We start from the raw sequence: 19,376 nt of genomic DNA, 5'->3' as shown, positions 1-19,376 counted from the left end.
AACTCAATTTAAGTCTTAGTTAAAGAACCCCGGATAGAGAGTGAATTCTAAATCCGGGGTTGGATGTCAATTTAATATAACTATTTCGTTTTTAAGATTCTGAAGGTTTTATTTAGGGTCTCAGATTCTATTTGAATGATGTATACCCCGGGACGTGGCAATGGTATCATTTTGCTCTCGCTCGGGTTGATGGCCGTTTTTATAAGAGTTCCTGTTATGTCGAATACTCTTACTGCAACAAATTCATTGTTTAAAATGACATAAAATCCATTGTCTGTAATAGTCGGGTAAACAATTACACTGCTAATTTTTTCTTGTTCAAACGAAGTCTGGGTATCATATATAAAGTTGATGGTGTATGTAGATTTTGTGCCGTCCTCAGCTGTAACTTCAATTGTTGTTGTACCTGGAATTTGGTTCGCGTTGGTTACAACAACATTTGCATATGGCTCATCAGATGCGATTGCTGTCACCTCAGGGGATTCTGAAATATCAGTGGTCAAAACCATAGTATATTCCAATGTGTTTGCATCGAAATTGTCTATGGTAATATCGTCAACTTTTAAATCAAATAAAGTTGCATCTGACGAAACAAAAAATGGAAAGTCCGTAGCCCTTGTGGCAATTTCCTGAGAACCCATAACGCCACTGTAAATATTATATTCATAAATAGAGCCGATCCAGGTTGGGTCACTATATCCAGCTCGACAAAGGTAAGCAAACTGAGTGCTTAAATTATGGATTTTATTCTCCTCAGAAAGTGCTGCTGAGCCTTTATACTCTCCATCAACATACCAAGAAATGGACTCGTTGGTCAATATACTAACCAAATGGTGATAGCCTCCAGCATCCAGTTTTTCACTATCAACACCGTTTTCCGCACCCCATGGCGCCCCATAGTTTCCGCAGCTTATGGCTGTTCGACTTTTGAGAGAGGTGAAGAAATAATCTACCCCTTTCCATCCATCTTGAGTTGCTCCAAAATATGTTAACATGTGGTTGTTCCCATTGGCTTCATTACCTGCTTTTACGTAAAGTTCAACTGTAATAGATTTATAAGAGTTAATTGCTATTTTATTTGCAGGAAATGTTATGTGATGGCCATCCTGGCTTGAAGTATATACGCCTCTGTAAATTTCACCGCCGATTATTGTTCCGTCACCATCTCCTACCATGTCTCTGGCGGTGCCATCCACAAAGGTATAAGAGTGTTTAAGTGTAGGTTCAGTATTCGCAATATAAATGATATATTGAGATATGGACTTTTCATCAGCCGAGAGTACTTCTACAATAATAGATTTTTCATCATCTGTTAGACTTACTGCTCCTGAACCTTGAACAGTTGCACCAGGTATGTCAGTTACAGCGTTGATGTTCAAAGAAGTCGTTTCCTCCGGTAGGATAATGTTATACTCTAGATGTCCATTCTTAAATGGTGGGTACATATTGATGCCATCAATAATGAGCTCTGAAAGGGTTGCTAAATATGAAGAATTATTGGTGTAGACACCCCCAACAATAAGACCGTTATTCCCATTTCCAGACATGTCTGTGGCAATTCCATCATTAGCATCATCAAAATTGTAATATGCAATCAAATTGTCTTCAGTTCCATCCAATGTAATATACATTTTTTCAATTATTTCCTCAGATGATTTAGGCGTATCCCAGATTCTTATTTCATCAATAACTCCTTTAAAAGCTCTGTTTGCATCTGCATTATCCCATCCGATATACAGATTACCAGTGGAAAAATCGTATACCGGACTTACAATATCTCTTTGAGATTCAGTTCCATTTAAATAGAGCGTGCTGCTGGTGGGGGTTAACACAACAGCTATGTGATGCCATTCTCCTGGTGTTGCAATCTGTTCGGAAACTGTTCCATAATCATCCGTTGCAATGTTTGTCATAAAACGTAACTTCCCGGTTCCCTGCCATGCTGAAGCATAAGCAATTCCGGCATGATGTTCCCCAATTCTACTATAGATCAATCCGGCATTATTCGGTTGAATTCCTTCAGGTTTAAACCACATTTCCATGGTAAAACTGTTGCTGGTCAAAGGGATTTCTGGAATGTTTATGTGACTTTCACTCCCATTTCCACCCAACAGCTTTAGAGCATGATTTGATGCAGTAGTTTCTGCATTTATTGAAAATGCATTTAAACATAATGTCAAAAGGCTCACTGACAATAATCTCAAGTGTAAAGTTTTTTTCTTCATAATTCTGCGATTAATAAAAAAGGTTAATAATGCCTTAAAATTATGAAGTTAATTTGATTTCTATTTTTCAAAATTCGACAATTACTGTAAGTAATTTATCAATTGAGAATATTTAAAGGGATTAATATCAATAGATCGTTAGACTTATAGATTATTAGATATAAGACATAAGTAAGCTTCTTATTATCAGCTAATTAAATATCATTGCAGCAAATTCATAAACGTTTGATAATTAGGCAAATAAAAAAGCTTAACGAACTATTAAATATGGGAGTAAAAATAAAAAGCTGCCTTTAAAAAGGCAGCTTTAATTGAAGTTTGTACCCGGAGCCGGGGTCGAACCGGCACGACATTGCTGTCACTGGTGTTTGAGACCAGCGCGTCTACCAATTCCGCCATCCGGGCAAACAACATTAAGATTTATTGCGCGGCAAATATATAATAATTCATCATCCCAAACAAGAAAAAACCATATTCCTTACATTTTATTTATTTTTGCAGGACAAATGCTCTGTTAATGATACACAAAACCCGCGGTATAGTTCTGAATCATACACGTTATGGCGATTCCAGCGCCATAGTGCATGTTTATACATCGATGTTTGGTATGCAGAGTTATATGGCTAACCGCGTTTTTGGGAAACGCAAAAAGTCCAATGGACTTTTACTCCAACCTCTCAATGTGCTTGAAATGGAAGTGTATCACCATTCAAATAAGGAGATACATCGAATAAAGGAGTTTCGTCCAGTCAGACCTTTATTGCGTATCCCATACTCACAAACACGCAGAGCACAGGCCTTTTTGATTACTGAGATTTTATCAAGGGGACTTCGGGGTGAAGGTAAAAATCAATACCTGTTCGAATTTTTAGATCAGTCTGTGGAATTTATGGATGGAGATCATTCCGGAATGGAGAACTATCACATCTGGTTCTTATTTAATTTAACACGGTATCTGGGATTGTTCCCTCACAATAATTTCAGTGATGCATACTCCCGTTTTGATATCAAGGAGGGCTGTTTTGTCAGTGGAGAACCATCTCACCCATATTTTCTTAATAAAGAGGAGAGTGGTTGGCTTGCATCGTTGTTCCATATTGAAGTGGAGCAACTTGCCGATATCGCTGAAAATGTAACGCGCCGACGCCAACTGCTCAACTCAATTGTACTTTTCTATGAGTTTCATCATCAGGAAATTGGCAAGATCAGGTCTCTTGATGTACTGAAAGAGCTTTTTTCCTGAGTTCCGCACTTTTTTTTAACCAAAAACTTTAAAAGACATTCAATCAGCAGATTAATTGTTTTTTAGTTGTTGGATTGGGTGTCCCAGCGGTATATTCGCACCATGTTTGTTAGAAAAAGAAGAACAAAAGCGGAATTGTTAGCATTCAAGTGGTTGACAAAAGTTCGGGCACGTACAAAATGGTTAAAACAATTGGCATTTCTAATATGCCTGCTGAGATTAACATGCTCTATAACCAAGGTTTGGATTATATCAAGAATTACCGGGGACAGCAAACCATTGATTTTTCCACACAGGATTTCAATCAGACTATAAAACAGAGTATTCAAAAAATATACATTGATGGGAACAATATTTGGAACAAACATCGCATACTTTTCTAAAAGAGGTTCAGTTAAAAATTTCAAAAAGAGCTTCTATATTATCCCAACTGTATTGTTGCTTGTTACTATAGGGCGCATTTATTTAGAACTTCATCCTGTTTGGATTTTTACACCTTTGGTTATGTTGATTATTAGTGTTGTTTATGTGATTCTTGTTGTGACAAATAAAATTAAATAAAGGAGTCTTTCGAAATTTTTCGACGCAACGTTTTTTTAAAAACTTTTAAGTGATTATGGTTATATTGTTTCTTAACCAATTGTGCAATATTATCTGTTTGAGCCGGGAACAAATTCAGATATATATTTATGAAAAATGAAAACAGCAAATATGGATATATTGTGTTTGCAATTTTAAATATTGTGGGTATTATTGGTTCGCAAGCAACATATGTGCATATCCGATAACATAAAGAATATTTATTGGTTTTTGCCTCTTTTGCCTCATGCTTGATTGGTGGATATATTTTTTACCGAATATTAATAAGCAGAATAGAATTCAGGTTTAATTAGTAATGTCTTTAATTGAGTTGTACATTGCCCTCGTAGAGAGCCAATGTTGATAGAAAAGCATCAGATTTAAGAATTTGCACCTCGTAGAGGTGCAATGACAGTAATCCGCCATTTCCCAATCTTTTACCGGCATTAATTTTTACAATTGATTTTTATCGTATTTTTTCTTTACTTTGTTGTAAAGAAAAAAGTGGAGGGATTTGGCTGATTGCAACCACTCAAAAAAAATGCTAAAACGCAGTTTTTTGGCTTTTCAACGTCCATTTCCCGATAAAATTAAGTTCAACTTTTGTGTGTGCCGCTTGTTATGTATGGTACAGACACTAATTTCTATGTTTTATGGGATATTTATTCACTTCAGAGTCGGTTTCAGAGGGGCATCCCGATAAAGTGGCCGATCAAATTTCAGATGCACTATTAGATGAATTTTTACGACAGGACCCAAATTCAAGAGTTGCCTGCGAAACTTTGGTAACTACCGGTTTGGTGGTTCTCAGCGGAGAGGTTAAAACCACCGGTTATGTGCCGGTTCAGCAAATTGCGCGAAATGTCATTGAGCGCATCGGATATACCAAAGCAGAGTATATGTTCGATTCCGGTTCATGTGGTGTTATATCTGCCATCCATGAGCAGTCGGAGGACATTAACAGGGGCGTGGATCGCGAAAGCGAAGAGACCCAGGGAGCCGGCGACCAGGGGATGATGTTTGGGTATGCCTGCCGGGATACCGATGAGTTTATGCCATTGCCACTGCATTTGTCGCATCTGTTGTTACAAGAGTTGGCAGCCATTCGTCGAGAAGGAAAAGAGATGACCTATCTGCGTCCCGACTCTAAATCGCAGGTTACGCTTGAGTATGACGATAACAGTCAGCCCATCAAGGTGCACACCATCGTGGTTTCTACTCAGCACGATGCTTTTGATGAAGACGAAGCCATGCTTAAAAAAATTAAGGAAGATGTACAAAACATCCTGATTCCAAGGGTCAAAAAAGTTCTAAATTCCAACGTTGCCGGACTTTTCGATAACTACATTCTGCATGTAAACCCTACCGGGAAGTTTGTAATTGGCGGCCCCCATGGCGATACCGGCCTTACCGGACGGAAAATCATTGTGGATACTTATGGTGGTAAAGGAGCTCACGGAGGAGGTGCGTTTTCAGGGAAAGACAGCTCCAAAGTTGACCGTTCAGCTGCTTACGCTGCACGTCACATTGCAAAAAACATGGTGGCAGCAGGCGTGGCCGATGAGGTGCTTGTTCAGTTGGCCTATGCCATTGGTGTGGCCGATCCCGTTGGCGTGTATGTAAATACCTACGGTACCTCCAATGTAAATCTGTCTGATGGAGAGATTGCCAAAAAAATCGGAAAACTTTTCGATTTGCGTCCCGGAATCATCATTCGCCGTCTTGGACTTAAAAACCCTATTTTTGAGCCAACTGCAGCATATGGCCACATGGGTCGTTCGCCATACAAGGAGAAAGTTAAAGTTTTTAATAACGGAAACGAGACCGAGAAAGAAGTGGAATTTTTTACCTGGGAGAAGCTCGATTATGTGGATGCCATCCAAAAGGAGTTCGGACTTTAATTGTTTATCACTGATGTCCGTTTAAAATCTTTGAACGCATTAAAAAGTCTTTATTCGTTTGGTGTTTAGTAGCTTCTGGTATTAATGGAGGCTTCTTTCCGCCTCAAGAAATTTCCGTTAATAAAATCAAATTTATTGTCGTTGAAAAATCCGGGTTGTTTGAGCGTAGCGAGTTCCCGGATTTTAGACAATAAGGTTGATTTTTAGGAAACGTAGTTCTTTGAGGCCATAAAAAAACAAACACATCCTCGAAAAATTCCTTGCAGCGGCGGCATTTTTTGCTTACTTTTTTTTGCTGTAGCAAAAAAGTAAGAGCCCGTGCGGCTTGAGCACTTAAATAATATGAGATTATTTTCTCGGATAATAATGATTGTGAAAACAGATAAAATTTCATTTATTTTACAACCTGATTCCCGTCGCTTATGAAGCACCTTATACTCACGGTGGATTATGAACTGTTTTTTGGTTCCGATCCTGGTACTGTGGAGAACTGTATGATACGCCCTGTCAGGCATCTGATGGAGGTGCTCGACGATTATGAGTATAAGATGACTGTTTTTTGGGATGTTTTGCATTTCTATCGGTTGAAGCAGTTGGAAGATCAGGTTGACTCTCTTCGTCTTGAACGTGAAATGATAGAAAAGCAAATCCGGCTATTGATAAAAAATGGGCATGATGTGCAAATGCACATTCATCCCCATTGGCTGGATGCCAGGTGGGAAAACAACAGGTGGCATTTTTCATACATGCGGTTCTCCATTCACAAGTTGTGGGACGGTTGGGAACTGAACAACATTGAAACCATACCGGGATGCATCACCATCTGCAAAAATCTGATTGAAGAAATATGCAAAAAGGAGAATCCCGGTTATAAAGTAAGAGCCATAAGAGCAGGTGGCTACAGGATTGAGCCATTTGAAAGATTGGCAGAGGCCTTAAAACATAACAACATCAGGGTTGATGCATCAGCCGCTTATGGGATGAAGAGTTTTAATCCGGCTTATCCGTTTGATTTTAGGATGATGCCCCCGTTTTTGCATTATCGTTTCAACACCTCCGTGTTGAAACAGGAGCATGACGGCTTCTTTTGGGAATTCCCAAAGGAGAGCATCAAAGTACCGGTTTATATCCGGATGATGTTTTGGTTTTTGCGCAATATGGTTTATCCGTTTAAAAGTTGTTATGGCGACGGCACACGTTTGCGCTTTACCCGAAGGGAACAGTCCGGCCACTGGATTTCAGAGCTTGGCCCCCGTTTTTATAGGCTTACCCCCGAAGATATGGATAAGTATCGCTGGTCGTGGCTGGTTAAGAAATCAAGGCGCAACGGGATGGTTGTTCTGCATTCAAAAAACATGGGACCCTTTACAATGGACATGTTGAAGGACTCTTTGGCCAAAAAGGAGATTGCTTTTCATTCCCTTGCAGACAGAATTAAGGCATTAAAAGTTTACGACGATTTATGAGTAAAATTGAGATGGTAGATTTGCGTTCGCAATACCATAAATACAAAGGCGAAATTGACGCAGCGGTTATGCAGGCCATGGACGACTGTCAATACATCGGTGGTCCGGAGGTTGGGCAGTTTGCCATCAATCTGGCCGACTATTTATCTGTTGAACACGTCATTCCCTGTGCCAACGGAACCGATGCCTTGCAGTTGGCTCTTATGGCACTTGACCTGAGTCCGGGCGACGAGGTCATTACCTCTCCATTTACATTTGTGGCCACCGCTGAGGTTATCGCTCTTCTCGGCTTAAAACCTGTTTTTGTTGATGTGGAAATTGGCACTTATAACATTGATGTATCAAAGATTGCAGAAGCCATCACTGAAAAAACCAAAGTGATTCTTCCTGTGCATCTGTTTGGGCAGGCTGCATCCATGGAGGCCATTATGAATTTGGCCGATGAACATGGGTTATACGTGGTGGAAGATGTCGCTCAATCGTTGGGTGCGGAGGTAGATTTTAAGGGAGAGAATCGTCAGGCCGGAACTGTAGGCCACATTGGCTGCACATCCTTTTTCCCTTCAAAGAATCTGGGATGCTTTGGCGATGGTGGCGCATGCTTCACCAACAATGCCGGGTTGGCTGCCAAAATGAAAATGATAGCATCGCATGGGTCACGCGAGCGTTATTTTTATGATATCACAGGAATCAATTCACGCCTTGATACACTGCAGGCTGCCATATTAAAAGTTAAACTCCCTTATTTGAAGGATTTTATCCGGACACGTCAAAACGTGGCCGGAATATATGACGCACTTTTGATGCATCTTAAAGAAATATCAACCCCTGAAAGAGCCGCCGATTCGAGCCATACGTTTAATCAATATACCATTAGAGTCAAAAACGGACATCGGGATGCTCTTAAAACATATCTTCAGGAGAAAGGTATTCCTTCCAGAATTTATTATCCGCTCTCATTGCATCAACAAAAGGCCTTTGAAGCATTTTGTCCCGGAATTGTTCTGCCTGTGGCAGAACAACTATGCAATGAAGTACTATCTTTGCCCATTCATACCGAAATGAAAAAAGAAGAAGCCGAGCTGGTTGGTAAATCAATTATCGCTTTCTTTGAAAAAAACCCATAAACCATAAACCCTCAACCTTGAACCTCAAACCTTGAATTTAAAACTTAAAACATAACAATTCAATCACATCAGCATGTCACAAAAAAATGACAACATCATGATTCACGAATCGGCCATTGTGGACGAGGGGTGTGAAGTTGGCTCAGGCAGTAAAATATGGCACTTTTGTCATTTGATTACTGGCTGCAAAATCGGAGAGGGATGTAGCCTTGGCCAGAATGTAATGGTTGCCAAAGGCGTTGTTTTGGGTAATAATGTAAAAGTTCAAAACAATGTTTCGTTGTACGAAGGAGTTGTCTGCGAAGACGATGTTTTTATTGGCCCCTCGGCTGTATTTACCAACGTCATCAATCCCAGAAGTGCCATCAGCAGAAAAAATGCCTACAAAAAAACCATCGTTCGAAAAGGAGTGACCATTGGAGCCAATGCAACCATAGTATGTGGTGTAGAAATTGGAGCTTTTGCATTTGTGGGAGCAGGAGCTGTGGTTACCAGCAATGTTCAGCCATACAGTCTTGTATTGGGCACACCTGCGCGTCATTCCGGATGGATGAGCGAATATGGTCACCGCCTCAGATTCAAACCCGACGGATTGGCTGAATGTCCCGAAAGTGGAGATATTTATATTTTCTCCGGTGGTAAAGTGGTCAAAATTGTCGCCAAAGACGACACCACAAATTAACTTAAAACCTTAAACTTAAAAATTAGAACAATAAACCATCAACTCTCAACTCAAAACCATCAAACTCAAAACCATATAATAGAGAAACGAATGCATAAACCAATAAAATTTGCCGTTATAGGCCTTGGACACATCGGAAAGCGACATGCTGCCATGATTAAAGGAAATCCCAATGCCAGTCTTGTAGCGGTATGTGATGTGTTGGATGCCAATGATACCGGCTTTAACGATAAGGATATTCCATACTATAAATCCATTTCAGAGCTGCTTAAAAGTGATACTGAAATAGATGTGGTAAACATATGCACGCCAAATGGTTTTCATGCATCACAAACTTTGGAGGCATTGGAAGCTCGCATGCATGTGGTGGTTGAGAAACCAATGGCACTGTCAAAGCAAGATGCAGAGCAGGTAATTTTTAAGGCTCTACAGGTATCGCGACAGGTTTTTACTGTTATGCAGAATCGTTATTCACCACCGGTGAAATGGTTACGCCAGATTATTCAGGAGGAGCGTTTGGGGAAAATATTCATGGTTCAGATGAACTGTTTCTGGAATAGGGACGACCGTTACTATAAACCCGGGGGATGGCATGGAACTGCCGACTTAGACGGAGGGGTTCTTTTTACTCAGTTCAGCCATTTTATGGACATAATGTATTGGTTGTTTGGTGATATCTGCAACATAAAAGGGAATTTTGGGAATTTTGCGCATCGTCATTCCACCAAGTTTGAAGATGCTGGAAGCGTTGTATTTGACTTTGTGAACGGCGGCATGGGAAGCATCAATTACTCCACAGCGATATGGGACCGCAATCTGGAGAGCAGCATCACCATTATTGGAGAAAGAGGTACCGTGAAAATCGCCGGTCAGTATATGGATGATGTGTCGTGTTGTCATATTCAGGATTATAAGATGCCGGAACTGGAGCCGGTGAATCCGCCCAACGATTATGGCGGATACAAGGGTTCTGCATCCAATCATTCAGCGGTTATCGAAAATGTGGTGGAAACGCTCAACGGAAACACCGAAGTAGCCACCAATGCGCTGGAAGGCATGAAGATTGTGGATATTATTGAACGAATCTATCAGGTTCGTGGACCGGGTGAAGAGATTTGAGTTTCCGGTAAGAAAATCAGGGACACAATTCAATATACTTTTGTGCTATACTGTTTCATCTCGTTGGCCAGAATTTTTGCTTTCCCGCTAGTCACCTGGTTCATTAAACTCCAGAATCCAGATCCATGGTTTTTTTCCCTGGTATGGCACAATTCATGTAAAATGACATAGTCGATAAGATGATCCGGGAGCCGCATCAAATGCAGGTTTAGATTAATGTTGTTTACTCCTGAACAGCTTCCCCAACGGCTCTTTAGGTTTTTAATGAATAGACGATTGTAGGAGAATTGATGTTTTACTGCAAAATGATGGACTTTGGAAGGCAATACTCTTTTCGCTTCCAGTCGCAATGCTTCCTCTATTCCAAAACGTATGGCTTCCTGTACCGGTTCCGATGTGACGTCTATATGATACGGATACCACACATTTAAAATGCCCCGGTTTAGTTTAAGCCGGACATCCTCTCTTTGCGCTTTTTCAATTTTAAGGGAAAATGATCTGGTTCTGAAAGTGGTATTCTCATTGAAAATCGTGAAGTTTCCTTCATGCTCAGCCATTTTTTCCATGGATTTTAAAATCCATGGCGTTTTTTCATTCACAAAGGCCATTGCGTTTTTTATGGAATATCCCGGCGGGAAAAGCACCGAAACGCCCTGCAATGGCTTTATTCTAATTGATAGCCGCTTGCAACGCCTGTCGGACTGGAATGTGACATTGCCAATTTGCTCAAAGTGAATGATGGTTGGCTGGTTCATTTTAATGATTTTCAATGCTACAAAAATACGTAAATATTTGCATTGAGATATTTTTTGGTAGGTGATACTATCCCGAATGTCTCGGGACAAAAGTCTTCTCAGCTACATAATTTATTAACTTTGCGCCCACGGTTTAAACCGTGGGCTATGGAATTATTTGAATATGTTTATAATGGATTTATCCATTTCCTTCTTTTCATAACAAAAGCCGGACAATTGCCCGGCTTTATCTATTTGGTGTTTGCTGTTTTATTTTAAAAGAACCATCTGTATGACAGGTTTACGTTTCTTCCCGGCATAACAAAGTTCCGGTCTTCAATTCGCGATAAATGGTCGCGGTATTTTGTGTCGAAAGCGTTTTCAACCCTGAGAATAAACACATGGTTCCCCATTCTGTTCATTCTGTATCCGGCCTGGAATCCCACCAAGCTGTATCCATCGGTTTTATCTTCCTCCGGCGCCACTCTACTTTGGCGGTTTACAATTTGGTGGCTGGCACCCAGCCAAACTCTTCCAAAGTCATATTCAATCTGACTTCTTACCCTGAAAGGAGGAATAAATGGAAGATTCTCATTTGAGGCGTCATCAAAAATACGACGACCACGAACCAGATCAAGGCCTGTCTGCAAGGTTAATCCATCAAACAGAGATGCTGCAATCGTGAATTCTCCCCCGTGCAACCTGGCTTTTCCGTCCACATATTCAAACTCGGGATAGCCTGATGCTTCATGAATGACTCCCGTAGGCTGGAATATGATGTAGTTATGGAAGTTATTTATAAAAGTTGCCAGCTCCATTTCAATGATGCCTCGTTTGTACCTTATGAAGAGGTCTCCTCCATGCCCAATTTCATCGTTCAGAGTGGGATTCCCTCTTTCATATACGCCAGCACCTAAATGCATGCCTTCCGCATAGAGTTCTTCTACCATGGGGTTTCGATGTGAGCGAGCCAGTTGTGCCCCAATTTCCATTCCGGGTGTTGGACGGAAGTTGAGTCCAAGTGAACCGGAATAGTTAAGTCTGTTTCGGGTTAGATCAATGTTGTCAAAAACCTCATTGCTTAAAGCTTTTGAGTTCATGAAGTCAAGACGCAGGCCAAATTGGAATCGCAACATGTTGGTCATGGGCACTTCCTGAAATGTAAAGGCAGCAACGGTAAATCTTCTTTCTCCCGGAGTGTATGCTTCATCTCCTCCCACATCAAGATTTTGTCCGGTAACACTTAACCCCATGGCTCCGCGAGCCAAAATACCAATCGGTTTGTGTTGTAGGGTTAATGTTGAGCTAAAGGCATATTGATCGTACTCTAGTTCAACATCTTCATCAATGCTTCCGTCCTCTTCAATTTCAATCTCAACCTCCTGCTGAGAAAAATGTGATGCATTGAATCGGATTTGGGCCTGATCAAAGAATCTTCCCTGTATATTCTTTCCGAATCGTCCCTGAAACGACATCCGTTGTGCTCTGATTTCAACACTTTCATCGGGATCGTCGATGCTTTCGGGTATTTCAAAAGTTTGGTCGGAGATGGAGAAGCTCAACCCTCCGGTTAGTCCGTTTCCATTTTTTCCGTTAACACCCCATCCCATGGCAGCATCGTAGTTTTCCATGGATGTTCCCGGTAGTTTTCCTTCTGGAGTAGTGATGTCTCCTGACTTTCGCATGGAGGCACGTGCTGTGAAAGCATTTTTTTCTCCACCATAAGTCATTCTTCCAAATCCGGCACCCATGTTATTCATGGTGGCTGTTTGACCGGAAACAACCCCTGTTAAACCGGGATCCCACTGGTCTGGGATGTCGGTGGTCATCAGGTTGATGACACCTCCCAAAGCACTTGATCCGTATAGCAAACTGGCCGGGCCTCTAATTACTTCAACTCTGGTGGCGGCCAATGGGTCCAGCGAAATGGCGTGGTCGGCCGATGTCTCAGAAATATCTCCCATTCTTTCGCCATTTTCCAAAACAAGAATTCTGTCTCCATCCATCCCGCGAATAACAGGTCTTGCCGGAGCAGAACCAAAGCTGCGCATGCTGACTCCCGGTTGTCCGTTAAGCATTTCTCCAAATGAAGGTTCACTTCTGCGTTGGATTTGCTCACCCATGAAAACCGCATCGGGCTGGTACCTGAATCCGCTGGCAGTGGGAGAGGCAGTCAGGGTGACTTCAGCCAGATTGATGCTGGTTGATTTCAGTTCAATATCTACCTCTTTGGTGGTATTGGCTGTGGCAACAATTTCAACTTCATTCATGGCATATCCCATGCTGTGAACTTGTAGTATATGTCTCCCTTCCGGAAGATTGGTCAATAAGTAGTGTCCGCTTACATCTGTAATGGTGCCAATCCGGGTACCTTTTACCACAATGTTTACAAAAGGAAGGTGTTCTTTTGTGTCTGCATCAACTACATGTCCGAAAATATTGGCGTCTGTTCTGGGCCTTTGGCTGTGAGGGATATTTGTCGCATGAGATGGATTAAGTCCAGTAAACAGAATAATAAGAATGATATAGAATTTGTATTGAATTTTCATTAGATTAAAAGTTTAAAATCATGCTCAACTATAGAATGCCTATGCCGGAGCTGATTTGGTTTTATATTTGAACCTGTTTGTTTGTCCTGCAGGTGTAGATTTTAATATTTTGACTCTATTTGCTCACAATGCATTTTGGTGTTCTGCTGATCTGTTTTTGAACACATCGATACAATGTTGCCGACAGAACACATAAGAACGTGTTCTTATGTCTGATTTGCACTACAGATTTTGCACTATGAGGTTTCTACGGTTTCAAACTGAAGGGCTCTTTGCAATACAAAATAAAAAGGATCACTAAGATATCTGTTTTATGCTTTTTCAAAATTTGCATAAAACGGATTGTTCAAATTGTATAGCCTTTTCTGAATATAAATATAAAAAGGGCAAAGTTCTAACCGTTTAGTGTCGGGGAGATTGAGGGAGGGCCTCGCATATGATTGGTGATGCTATACCCTTTGTTGAATATGAAAAGAGATTTATAGCTGCGTAAGCGGCTATATAAAAACTGATAAACCAATGAAAGTGCAAGCAAGAACACCAGCAAAGTAGCGGTAATGCTAAGCATGGCCAATAGGAAGAATTCAGCATTGCTGTGGTGATGGTTTTGCCAAGGGGTTCCCGGAAGCGTGTTGCTGTTGTAGGGGTGAGCATGTTTAACCACCATTCCGTTGTCCGTAAGGTGATAGTGCCAGTTGGTCAGATGGTTATAATATAGCCACAGCACCATTGGCAGAGCCAAAAGAACGAAGAATGTCTTTATTTTACGGCTGTTTCTCATTATACACCTTACATTTTACAACACAAATTTAGCAAAAAGTTATAACTCTCTGGGTAATTCAAATGTTTTAAAGATTTTTAATGATTGCAGTTATGTTGTTAGAATGAAAAATTACTGATGAAAAACTCAGGTGTAAAGGTGAGGTATATCCCATATCCATAATCAAAGTGAGATATGGGCACGTCGTAATAAGCTTCAAACAAAAAGGAGAAGTTGACATTTCTGGAGAATCTCCTGTGCCAGCTGTATTTGGCAGTAACCAGTTGGCGTTTTTTAACAACCTCCATGGGATCGATAAATGAAACCGACTGGTAAATAGGGTTTCCTCTTGGCGCAATGAAGTTATTTGCATCCCAATATCCCAGCATTAAAGTGCTCTCGTCGGTGGCGGCGGTAACGCCGGCATAAATACCCTGGCCGCTGTATATTTCATGAATATTTACCTCCCGAAGATCTTTGTATAAGATGTAATGGCCAAACCAACCAATGTTTGAAATTCGGCCATCAAGAGCATGATGTGATTCCAAACCGGCTGAAATGTTTACCAATGATTCACTTGACGTGGCAAAATCGCTGATTTGGCCCCCTTCGTGCATCACAATGCCTTGAATGGGCATGGCAAGCTCCCAGCCAGATTCATTATTCACAAGCTTTTGCCTGAAGTTCAGACCTACGGTAAATATTTCAGGAATGGAATCTCCGGTTCGGATGAATTGTTCCCAGTTAAGCCACAGGTCTGCCTTGGTGCTTCCTTTGTCATACAAAAACTGAATTCCGTTTTCTATTGGGTTAAAAACTGCTCTTTCGTTTAAATAGAGAGCGTCAAGCATATTGTGATGCCGGTGACCATTCAGGGTTCCCATTACCAGTTGCAGGTTGTCGTTAAATTTTAGCCGTGCTGATAAAATGGCACGGAAATCCAGTTCCTCATTTTTTCCGTAATACTTTCTGATATTAACGCCGCCCTCCAGCCTGATGTGGTCACCTGCGTATGCTACAATCGTTGGCTGAATGATATGTCCCGGGAGAGTATATCCCTCAACGATGGAACCAAAAAATTCATTGTTTATAAGGAAATGATGTGAATCAAAGTTGAGAAAAATCTGATTTTTTTTCTGCTCATGAAGGTTGTTTTCGGGGATGTAGTACCAGGGTTCGATTTGTGCAGATATATTATTCTGAATGATGAACAGGGTTAGAATGACAGCAGTTGCAACGAGACTTTTCATTACTGAGATCAATTTGATTAGTATTTTAGCACATAATTCCAACACATACGTGTTGGAATTTACAAATGTTCTAATTTTTGCAACAACTTCCAACATAGGATCACTCAAAATCAACAAGAAACAACTTCCGATGCTTCGGGTGTAATTGAAAACAAATGATAAATACCTATTTATCATTTCCTCAGGCAATTTATGATAGTCCTTTATCGGATTGTTTTTATCAAGAGACAGAAAAGGTGTGACAAACAAGGGCGAATCGATTGTTACTTTCTGTGTATTAATGATTGTGTTAATGTACAGGATTTTTGACACAATTCGCAGAGTTTGTGTCAGATTGATATAAATCAGGACTCTATCTTTAACGATGAAAAATTAATGATGCTTTCTAATTATTTAATTGCCTATAATATGAGCAGGTCTTTACAATATTTATTTACCCTATCAATTTACTTTGTTTTTTCAAGCAATGTTTTTGCTGCGAAAGGTTTGGGTGAGATTATTACACTAGATGGATCAAAATATCGAATTTTAAGTGAAAATCTGATCCCTAATCCGGGTTTTGAAGATGGCTTTGCCAACTGGACTGATGCCACAACATCAGCTGCCACGCTTAGTTCTGCAAATTTTAATATCGTTCCTTCCGGAGGAATTAACAATTCCTCTTATTTAGTAGGAACAAGGAACGAAAGTTCCAGTTCCGCAGGTTCTATCGGAACCGGTTGGAGTCTAGAGCCAGGTAAAAAATATTATTTCTCATATCATGTAAAATACCTGGATGCATCAGCTGTTGCAGGAATGGAGGAGTGGTTAAAAGTTTCACTTACGAATAATAAAACCTCTTCTGCTGAACCAAAAATTTTAATGAACTCCACAAGCGTAGAGAGTGGAGGACAATGGACACGCAATGAACTTGTCTTTACCAACGAAGATCCTTCCTATGCATATTTGGTTGTACGTTTTCGTTGGTTGAGCAACCGTTTTGGTTTCGATGAATTCGCATTACATGAAGTGGTTGAGATTGTTAACATCGACGATCTTCAGGCAATCATTGAAGAGGCGCAGGAGATTTATGAACCAGATACGCCTGGAGCGACTGATTTTCTATTGGCCATTGAAAGCGCCGAAGGTTTTCTTAACAGTGAATCTCCTTCTGAGGTTCTTGCTGCCATTGAGGAGTTACAAGAAGCCATAACGGCTTATAAATTTCAGAATGCATCTTCAGATAACCCTTTGGATGTAACAAATTACATCATCAATCAGGGGTTTGATAATAATACTCCCACGGGTTGGAGGGGTATTGGCACCATCAACCACCGGGTGGTTGAATTTTACCAGAGGACATTTAACATGAGTCAATCAATTACAGGGTTGCCAGCAGGAAAATATACCTTAAGAGCTCAGGGATTTGAACGTCCAGGTGGGAATGATGCCGGAGCTGCTTATCAGGCAGGGACAGAGACCATTTCTGCCCAATTGTATGCAGATGCCAATAGCTTTCCTGAATTGATTAGCCCATTTAACTCATTGTATAGCGAAGGTTACTCGGCAGCAGGTTCATTGAATGGGTATCTGAATACAATGGCTGCTGCATCCTCTTTTTTATCTGCCTCTGATGAACGTTATTCAATAACTGTTCCCGGGATTTTAATTGAGGAAGGCGATACCCTTAGAATTGGAGCGAAGAGCGACCATCAGCAATCAGCTTATTGGGTTTTGTTTGATAATTTTCAATTAGAGTATCATGGGACTTTTGACAGCGATGATTTGTTGGATGCTCTCGATCGACAAATCTCAAAGGCTCAAGAACTCCTTTCCTTGAAAATTACAATCACGGATGAGGAGAATTTAAATAATGCCATAGACTTTGCGGAGTCCACAATTGCCGATGGGATTATTGATTTAGAGGAATTAAGGCAGGTTAATAGCACCATAAACAATGCGATTTTTACTGCACATAAGTCGAAAAAGGCCTATAGACAACTTCAAAATGTAATAGATGATGCCAACGATGTTTTTGAGACGTTGAGAGAATCAAGAAAAGTAATGCTGATGCCATTACTTGAAGAAGCGAATGTGCTTGTGGATGATTCAAACGTGACCATCGATGAACTGAATGGGAGCATTTCGCAAATCTCGGAGTTAATATACAAGGGTATTTATGTGCCAACATGGATGCTTGGCGATGTTTATAATGAGAACAATAATTGGAGTATAACACGGAGCAGGGAATCGAGAAACTGGATCATATTTTGGGAACCCGGTTATGGTGAAGACCCTAGCGTTCTGGCCGATGGCAATTACCGTATAAATATAGACGGTCTGTTGGAAGTGGCGGAGGAGAGTTTCGATTATTATGCAGACTCTATGAAATTTATAACCAGAGGCAATTCAAAGACCGATGATTATAAAATGATTATACGGTTGCGGTATACCAGAGACTGGGAGGCTTCCGGCTCTGGAGTAGACGATATGATAGGTTTGTTAACACTCACAGCATGGTCGGCTCAGGTGGGGGGACATACGTTGGCTCATGAAGTTGCTCACTGTTTTCAGTATCAGGTTCATTGCGATAACGAAGATCAAAATGGCTGGATGTATGGCTTTGGTCCAAATGCGTCTGGTGGCAATGTTTGGTGGGAAATGTGCGCGCAATGGCAAGCGTATAAAATATATCCTGAGTTGCAATTCACCGATGGCCGACTTGCAAATTATTACCGGACAGCACATAAACACATTCTTCATGAAACTCCACGATATGACAACTTTTTCCTGCCAGACTATTGGACCCATCTGCATGGTTTGGATTTCATCGGTCGCATGTGGAATGAATCGGTTCGCCCCGAAGATCCGGTTGAAGCATATAAACGTATGACCAGTATAAATCAAAGCCAGTTTAATGATGAGATGTATGATAGGGCAACTCGTTTCGCAACTTGGGATATTCCGGGATTGCGGTCGTTTGGAGAGAGCAGAATCAATACACGTCCTCAACCACGAATGAATAATGCCGGTGATGACTTTTGGATAATTGATCAGTCAGTCACGCCTGCCAATTATGGTTACAACGTTATAAAACTAAACGCTCCCTCTGAAGCCACAACGTTGACAGTGCATTTTGAAGGGTTGGCAGGAATTGATGGTTACAGGAGCAGAAATGTTACTGCTGCCGGTTGGAGATTTGGATTTGTTGCACTGCTTAAAGACGGGACTCGTGTTTATAGTGAAATGGCTTCTGCATCAAACTCTTCACCAGCAAATCAACTAAGTTTTGACTCTCCGGATCATGTTGATCGATTGTGGTTGGTGGTGACTGGTGCTCCATCTTTTCATTGGCGTCATCCGTGGGATGATGATAATTCCAACGATGAACAGTGGCCTTATAAAGTTCGTTTCAACAATACCAATTTGTTGGGACGCGCTAACGTTGTCAGTTCAACACCTCAATTAAATGATGTTCAACCCATGATATATGGTCTTGAAAACTCGTTAATGATTGAAAACTTAACGTATGAAACAAATGTAATGGTATACAACCTAAGTGGTATTTTAATTCTAAATGATACAGTCAAAAATAACTCCTATTCTAAAAACCTTATGAAAGGTATTTATATCGTAAAATTGATTTCGAACGGAGTAAATGTTAACCAAAAAGTAATCATTGAATAAGATTAAGAATCCTGTAGGCTATTAGTACAGAGCTGTGGTGCGGACTTCGTCATCTCTACATGTCATTTGTGCCTT

13 protein-coding genes and 1 tRNA gene are annotated in these 19,376 nt (G+C 40.8%); 8 read left to right on the top strand and 6 right to left on the bottom strand.

The annotated features are described in order from the left end of the window. Positions 1-80 precede the first annotated feature (80 nt). Together EV194_RS09000 and EV194_RS08995 are read right to left on the bottom strand one after the other, a co-directional pair. Entirely contained in the window at positions 81-2,225 is a 2,145-nt protein-coding gene (locus EV194_RS09000; RefSeq protein WP_132433706.1) for a LamG-like jellyroll fold domain-containing protein, read from the bottom strand. A 321-nt stretch (positions 2,226-2,546) separates the two neighbouring features. Beyond that, positions 2,547-2,630, bottom strand: a tRNA-Leu gene (locus EV194_RS08995). A 112-nt stretch (positions 2,631-2,742) separates the two neighbouring features. Between EV194_RS08995 and recO the strand changes: the two genes are divergently transcribed. The 7 genes from recO to EV194_RS08960 all read left to right on the top strand — a co-directional run bounded on the left by recO (position 2,743) and on the right by EV194_RS08960 (position 10,342). Further along, complete coding sequence (gene recO, locus EV194_RS08990) at positions 2,743-3,468, top strand: DNA repair protein RecO (protein WP_132433705.1); 726 nt, start codon at positions 2,743-2,745, stop codon at positions 3,466-3,468. Between the two features lie 342 nt (positions 3,469-3,810). Further along, the gene (locus EV194_RS08985) at positions 3,811-4,029 is read left to right on the top strand and encodes a hypothetical protein (RefSeq protein WP_132433704.1); all 219 of its coding nucleotides are present in this window, start codon (positions 3,811-3,813) and stop codon (positions 4,027-4,029) included. A 671-nt stretch (positions 4,030-4,700) separates the two neighbouring features. After that, a complete protein-coding gene (gene metK, locus EV194_RS08980; RefSeq protein ID WP_132433703.1) occupies positions 4,701-5,948 on the top strand; it encodes a methionine adenosyltransferase in 1,248 nt (415 codons plus the stop codon). A 422-nt stretch (positions 5,949-6,370) separates the two neighbouring features. After that, positions 6,371-7,414 (top strand): polysaccharide deacetylase family protein, encoded by a 1,044-nt coding sequence (locus tag EV194_RS08975; RefSeq protein WP_132433702.1) that lies wholly within the window; start codon positions 6,371-6,373, stop codon positions 7,412-7,414. Then, positions 7,411-8,541, top strand: coding sequence for a DegT/DnrJ/EryC1/StrS family aminotransferase (locus EV194_RS08970; RefSeq protein ID WP_132433701.1), 1,131 nt, complete (start codon positions 7,411-7,413; stop codon positions 8,539-8,541). Before EV194_RS08975 ends, EV194_RS08970 begins: the two co-directional genes overlap by 4 nt. Before the next feature lie 73 nt (positions 8,542-8,614). Continuing rightward, complete coding sequence (locus tag EV194_RS08965; protein ID WP_207915971.1) at positions 8,615-9,223, top strand: acyltransferase; 609 nt, start codon at positions 8,615-8,617, stop codon at positions 9,221-9,223. A gap of 90 nt (positions 9,224-9,313) precedes the next feature. Continuing rightward, on the top strand, positions 9,314-10,342 hold the full coding sequence (locus EV194_RS08960) for a Gfo/Idh/MocA family protein (protein ID WP_132433700.1): 1,029 nt from the start codon (positions 9,314-9,316) through the stop codon (positions 10,340-10,342). A gap of 29 nt (positions 10,343-10,371) precedes the next feature. Here the strand turns inward: EV194_RS08960 and EV194_RS08955 are convergent, their stop codons facing one another. The 4 genes from EV194_RS08955 to EV194_RS08940 form a co-directional block, all read right to left on the bottom strand. After that, the gene (locus tag EV194_RS08955; protein WP_132433699.1) at positions 10,372-11,097 is read right to left on the bottom strand and encodes a M48 family metallopeptidase; all 726 of its coding nucleotides are present in this window, start codon (positions 11,095-11,097) and stop codon (positions 10,372-10,374) included. Between the two features lie 254 nt (positions 11,098-11,351). Beyond that, a complete protein-coding gene (locus EV194_RS08950) occupies positions 11,352-13,625 on the bottom strand; it encodes a TonB-dependent receptor (RefSeq protein ID WP_132433698.1) in 2,274 nt (757 codons plus the stop codon). Between the two features lie 394 nt (positions 13,626-14,019). After that, complete coding sequence (locus EV194_RS08945; RefSeq protein ID WP_132433697.1) at positions 14,020-14,406, bottom strand: hypothetical protein; 387 nt, start codon at positions 14,404-14,406, stop codon at positions 14,020-14,022. 98 nt (positions 14,407-14,504) lie between these two features. Further along, positions 14,505-15,635, bottom strand: coding sequence for a hypothetical protein (locus tag EV194_RS08940; RefSeq protein ID WP_207915969.1), 1,131 nt, complete (start codon positions 15,633-15,635; stop codon positions 14,505-14,507). Between the two features lie 408 nt (positions 15,636-16,043). Here EV194_RS08940 and EV194_RS08935 point away from each other — a divergent pair, with 408 nt between their 5' ends. Continuing rightward, on the top strand, positions 16,044-19,301 hold the full coding sequence (locus EV194_RS08935) for a DUF6055 domain-containing protein (RefSeq protein WP_165921840.1): 3,258 nt from the start codon (positions 16,044-16,046) through the stop codon (positions 19,299-19,301). Positions 19,302-19,376 lie beyond the last annotated feature (75 nt).

The organism is Natronoflexus pectinivorans (assembly GCF_004345615.1).
Classification (GTDB): domain Bacteria; phylum Bacteroidota; class Bacteroidia; order Bacteroidales; family Marinilabiliaceae; genus Natronoflexus; species Natronoflexus pectinivorans.
Note: the sequence above shows the minus strand (reverse complement) of the source record. Positions and strands in the feature narration are given on the sequence as shown.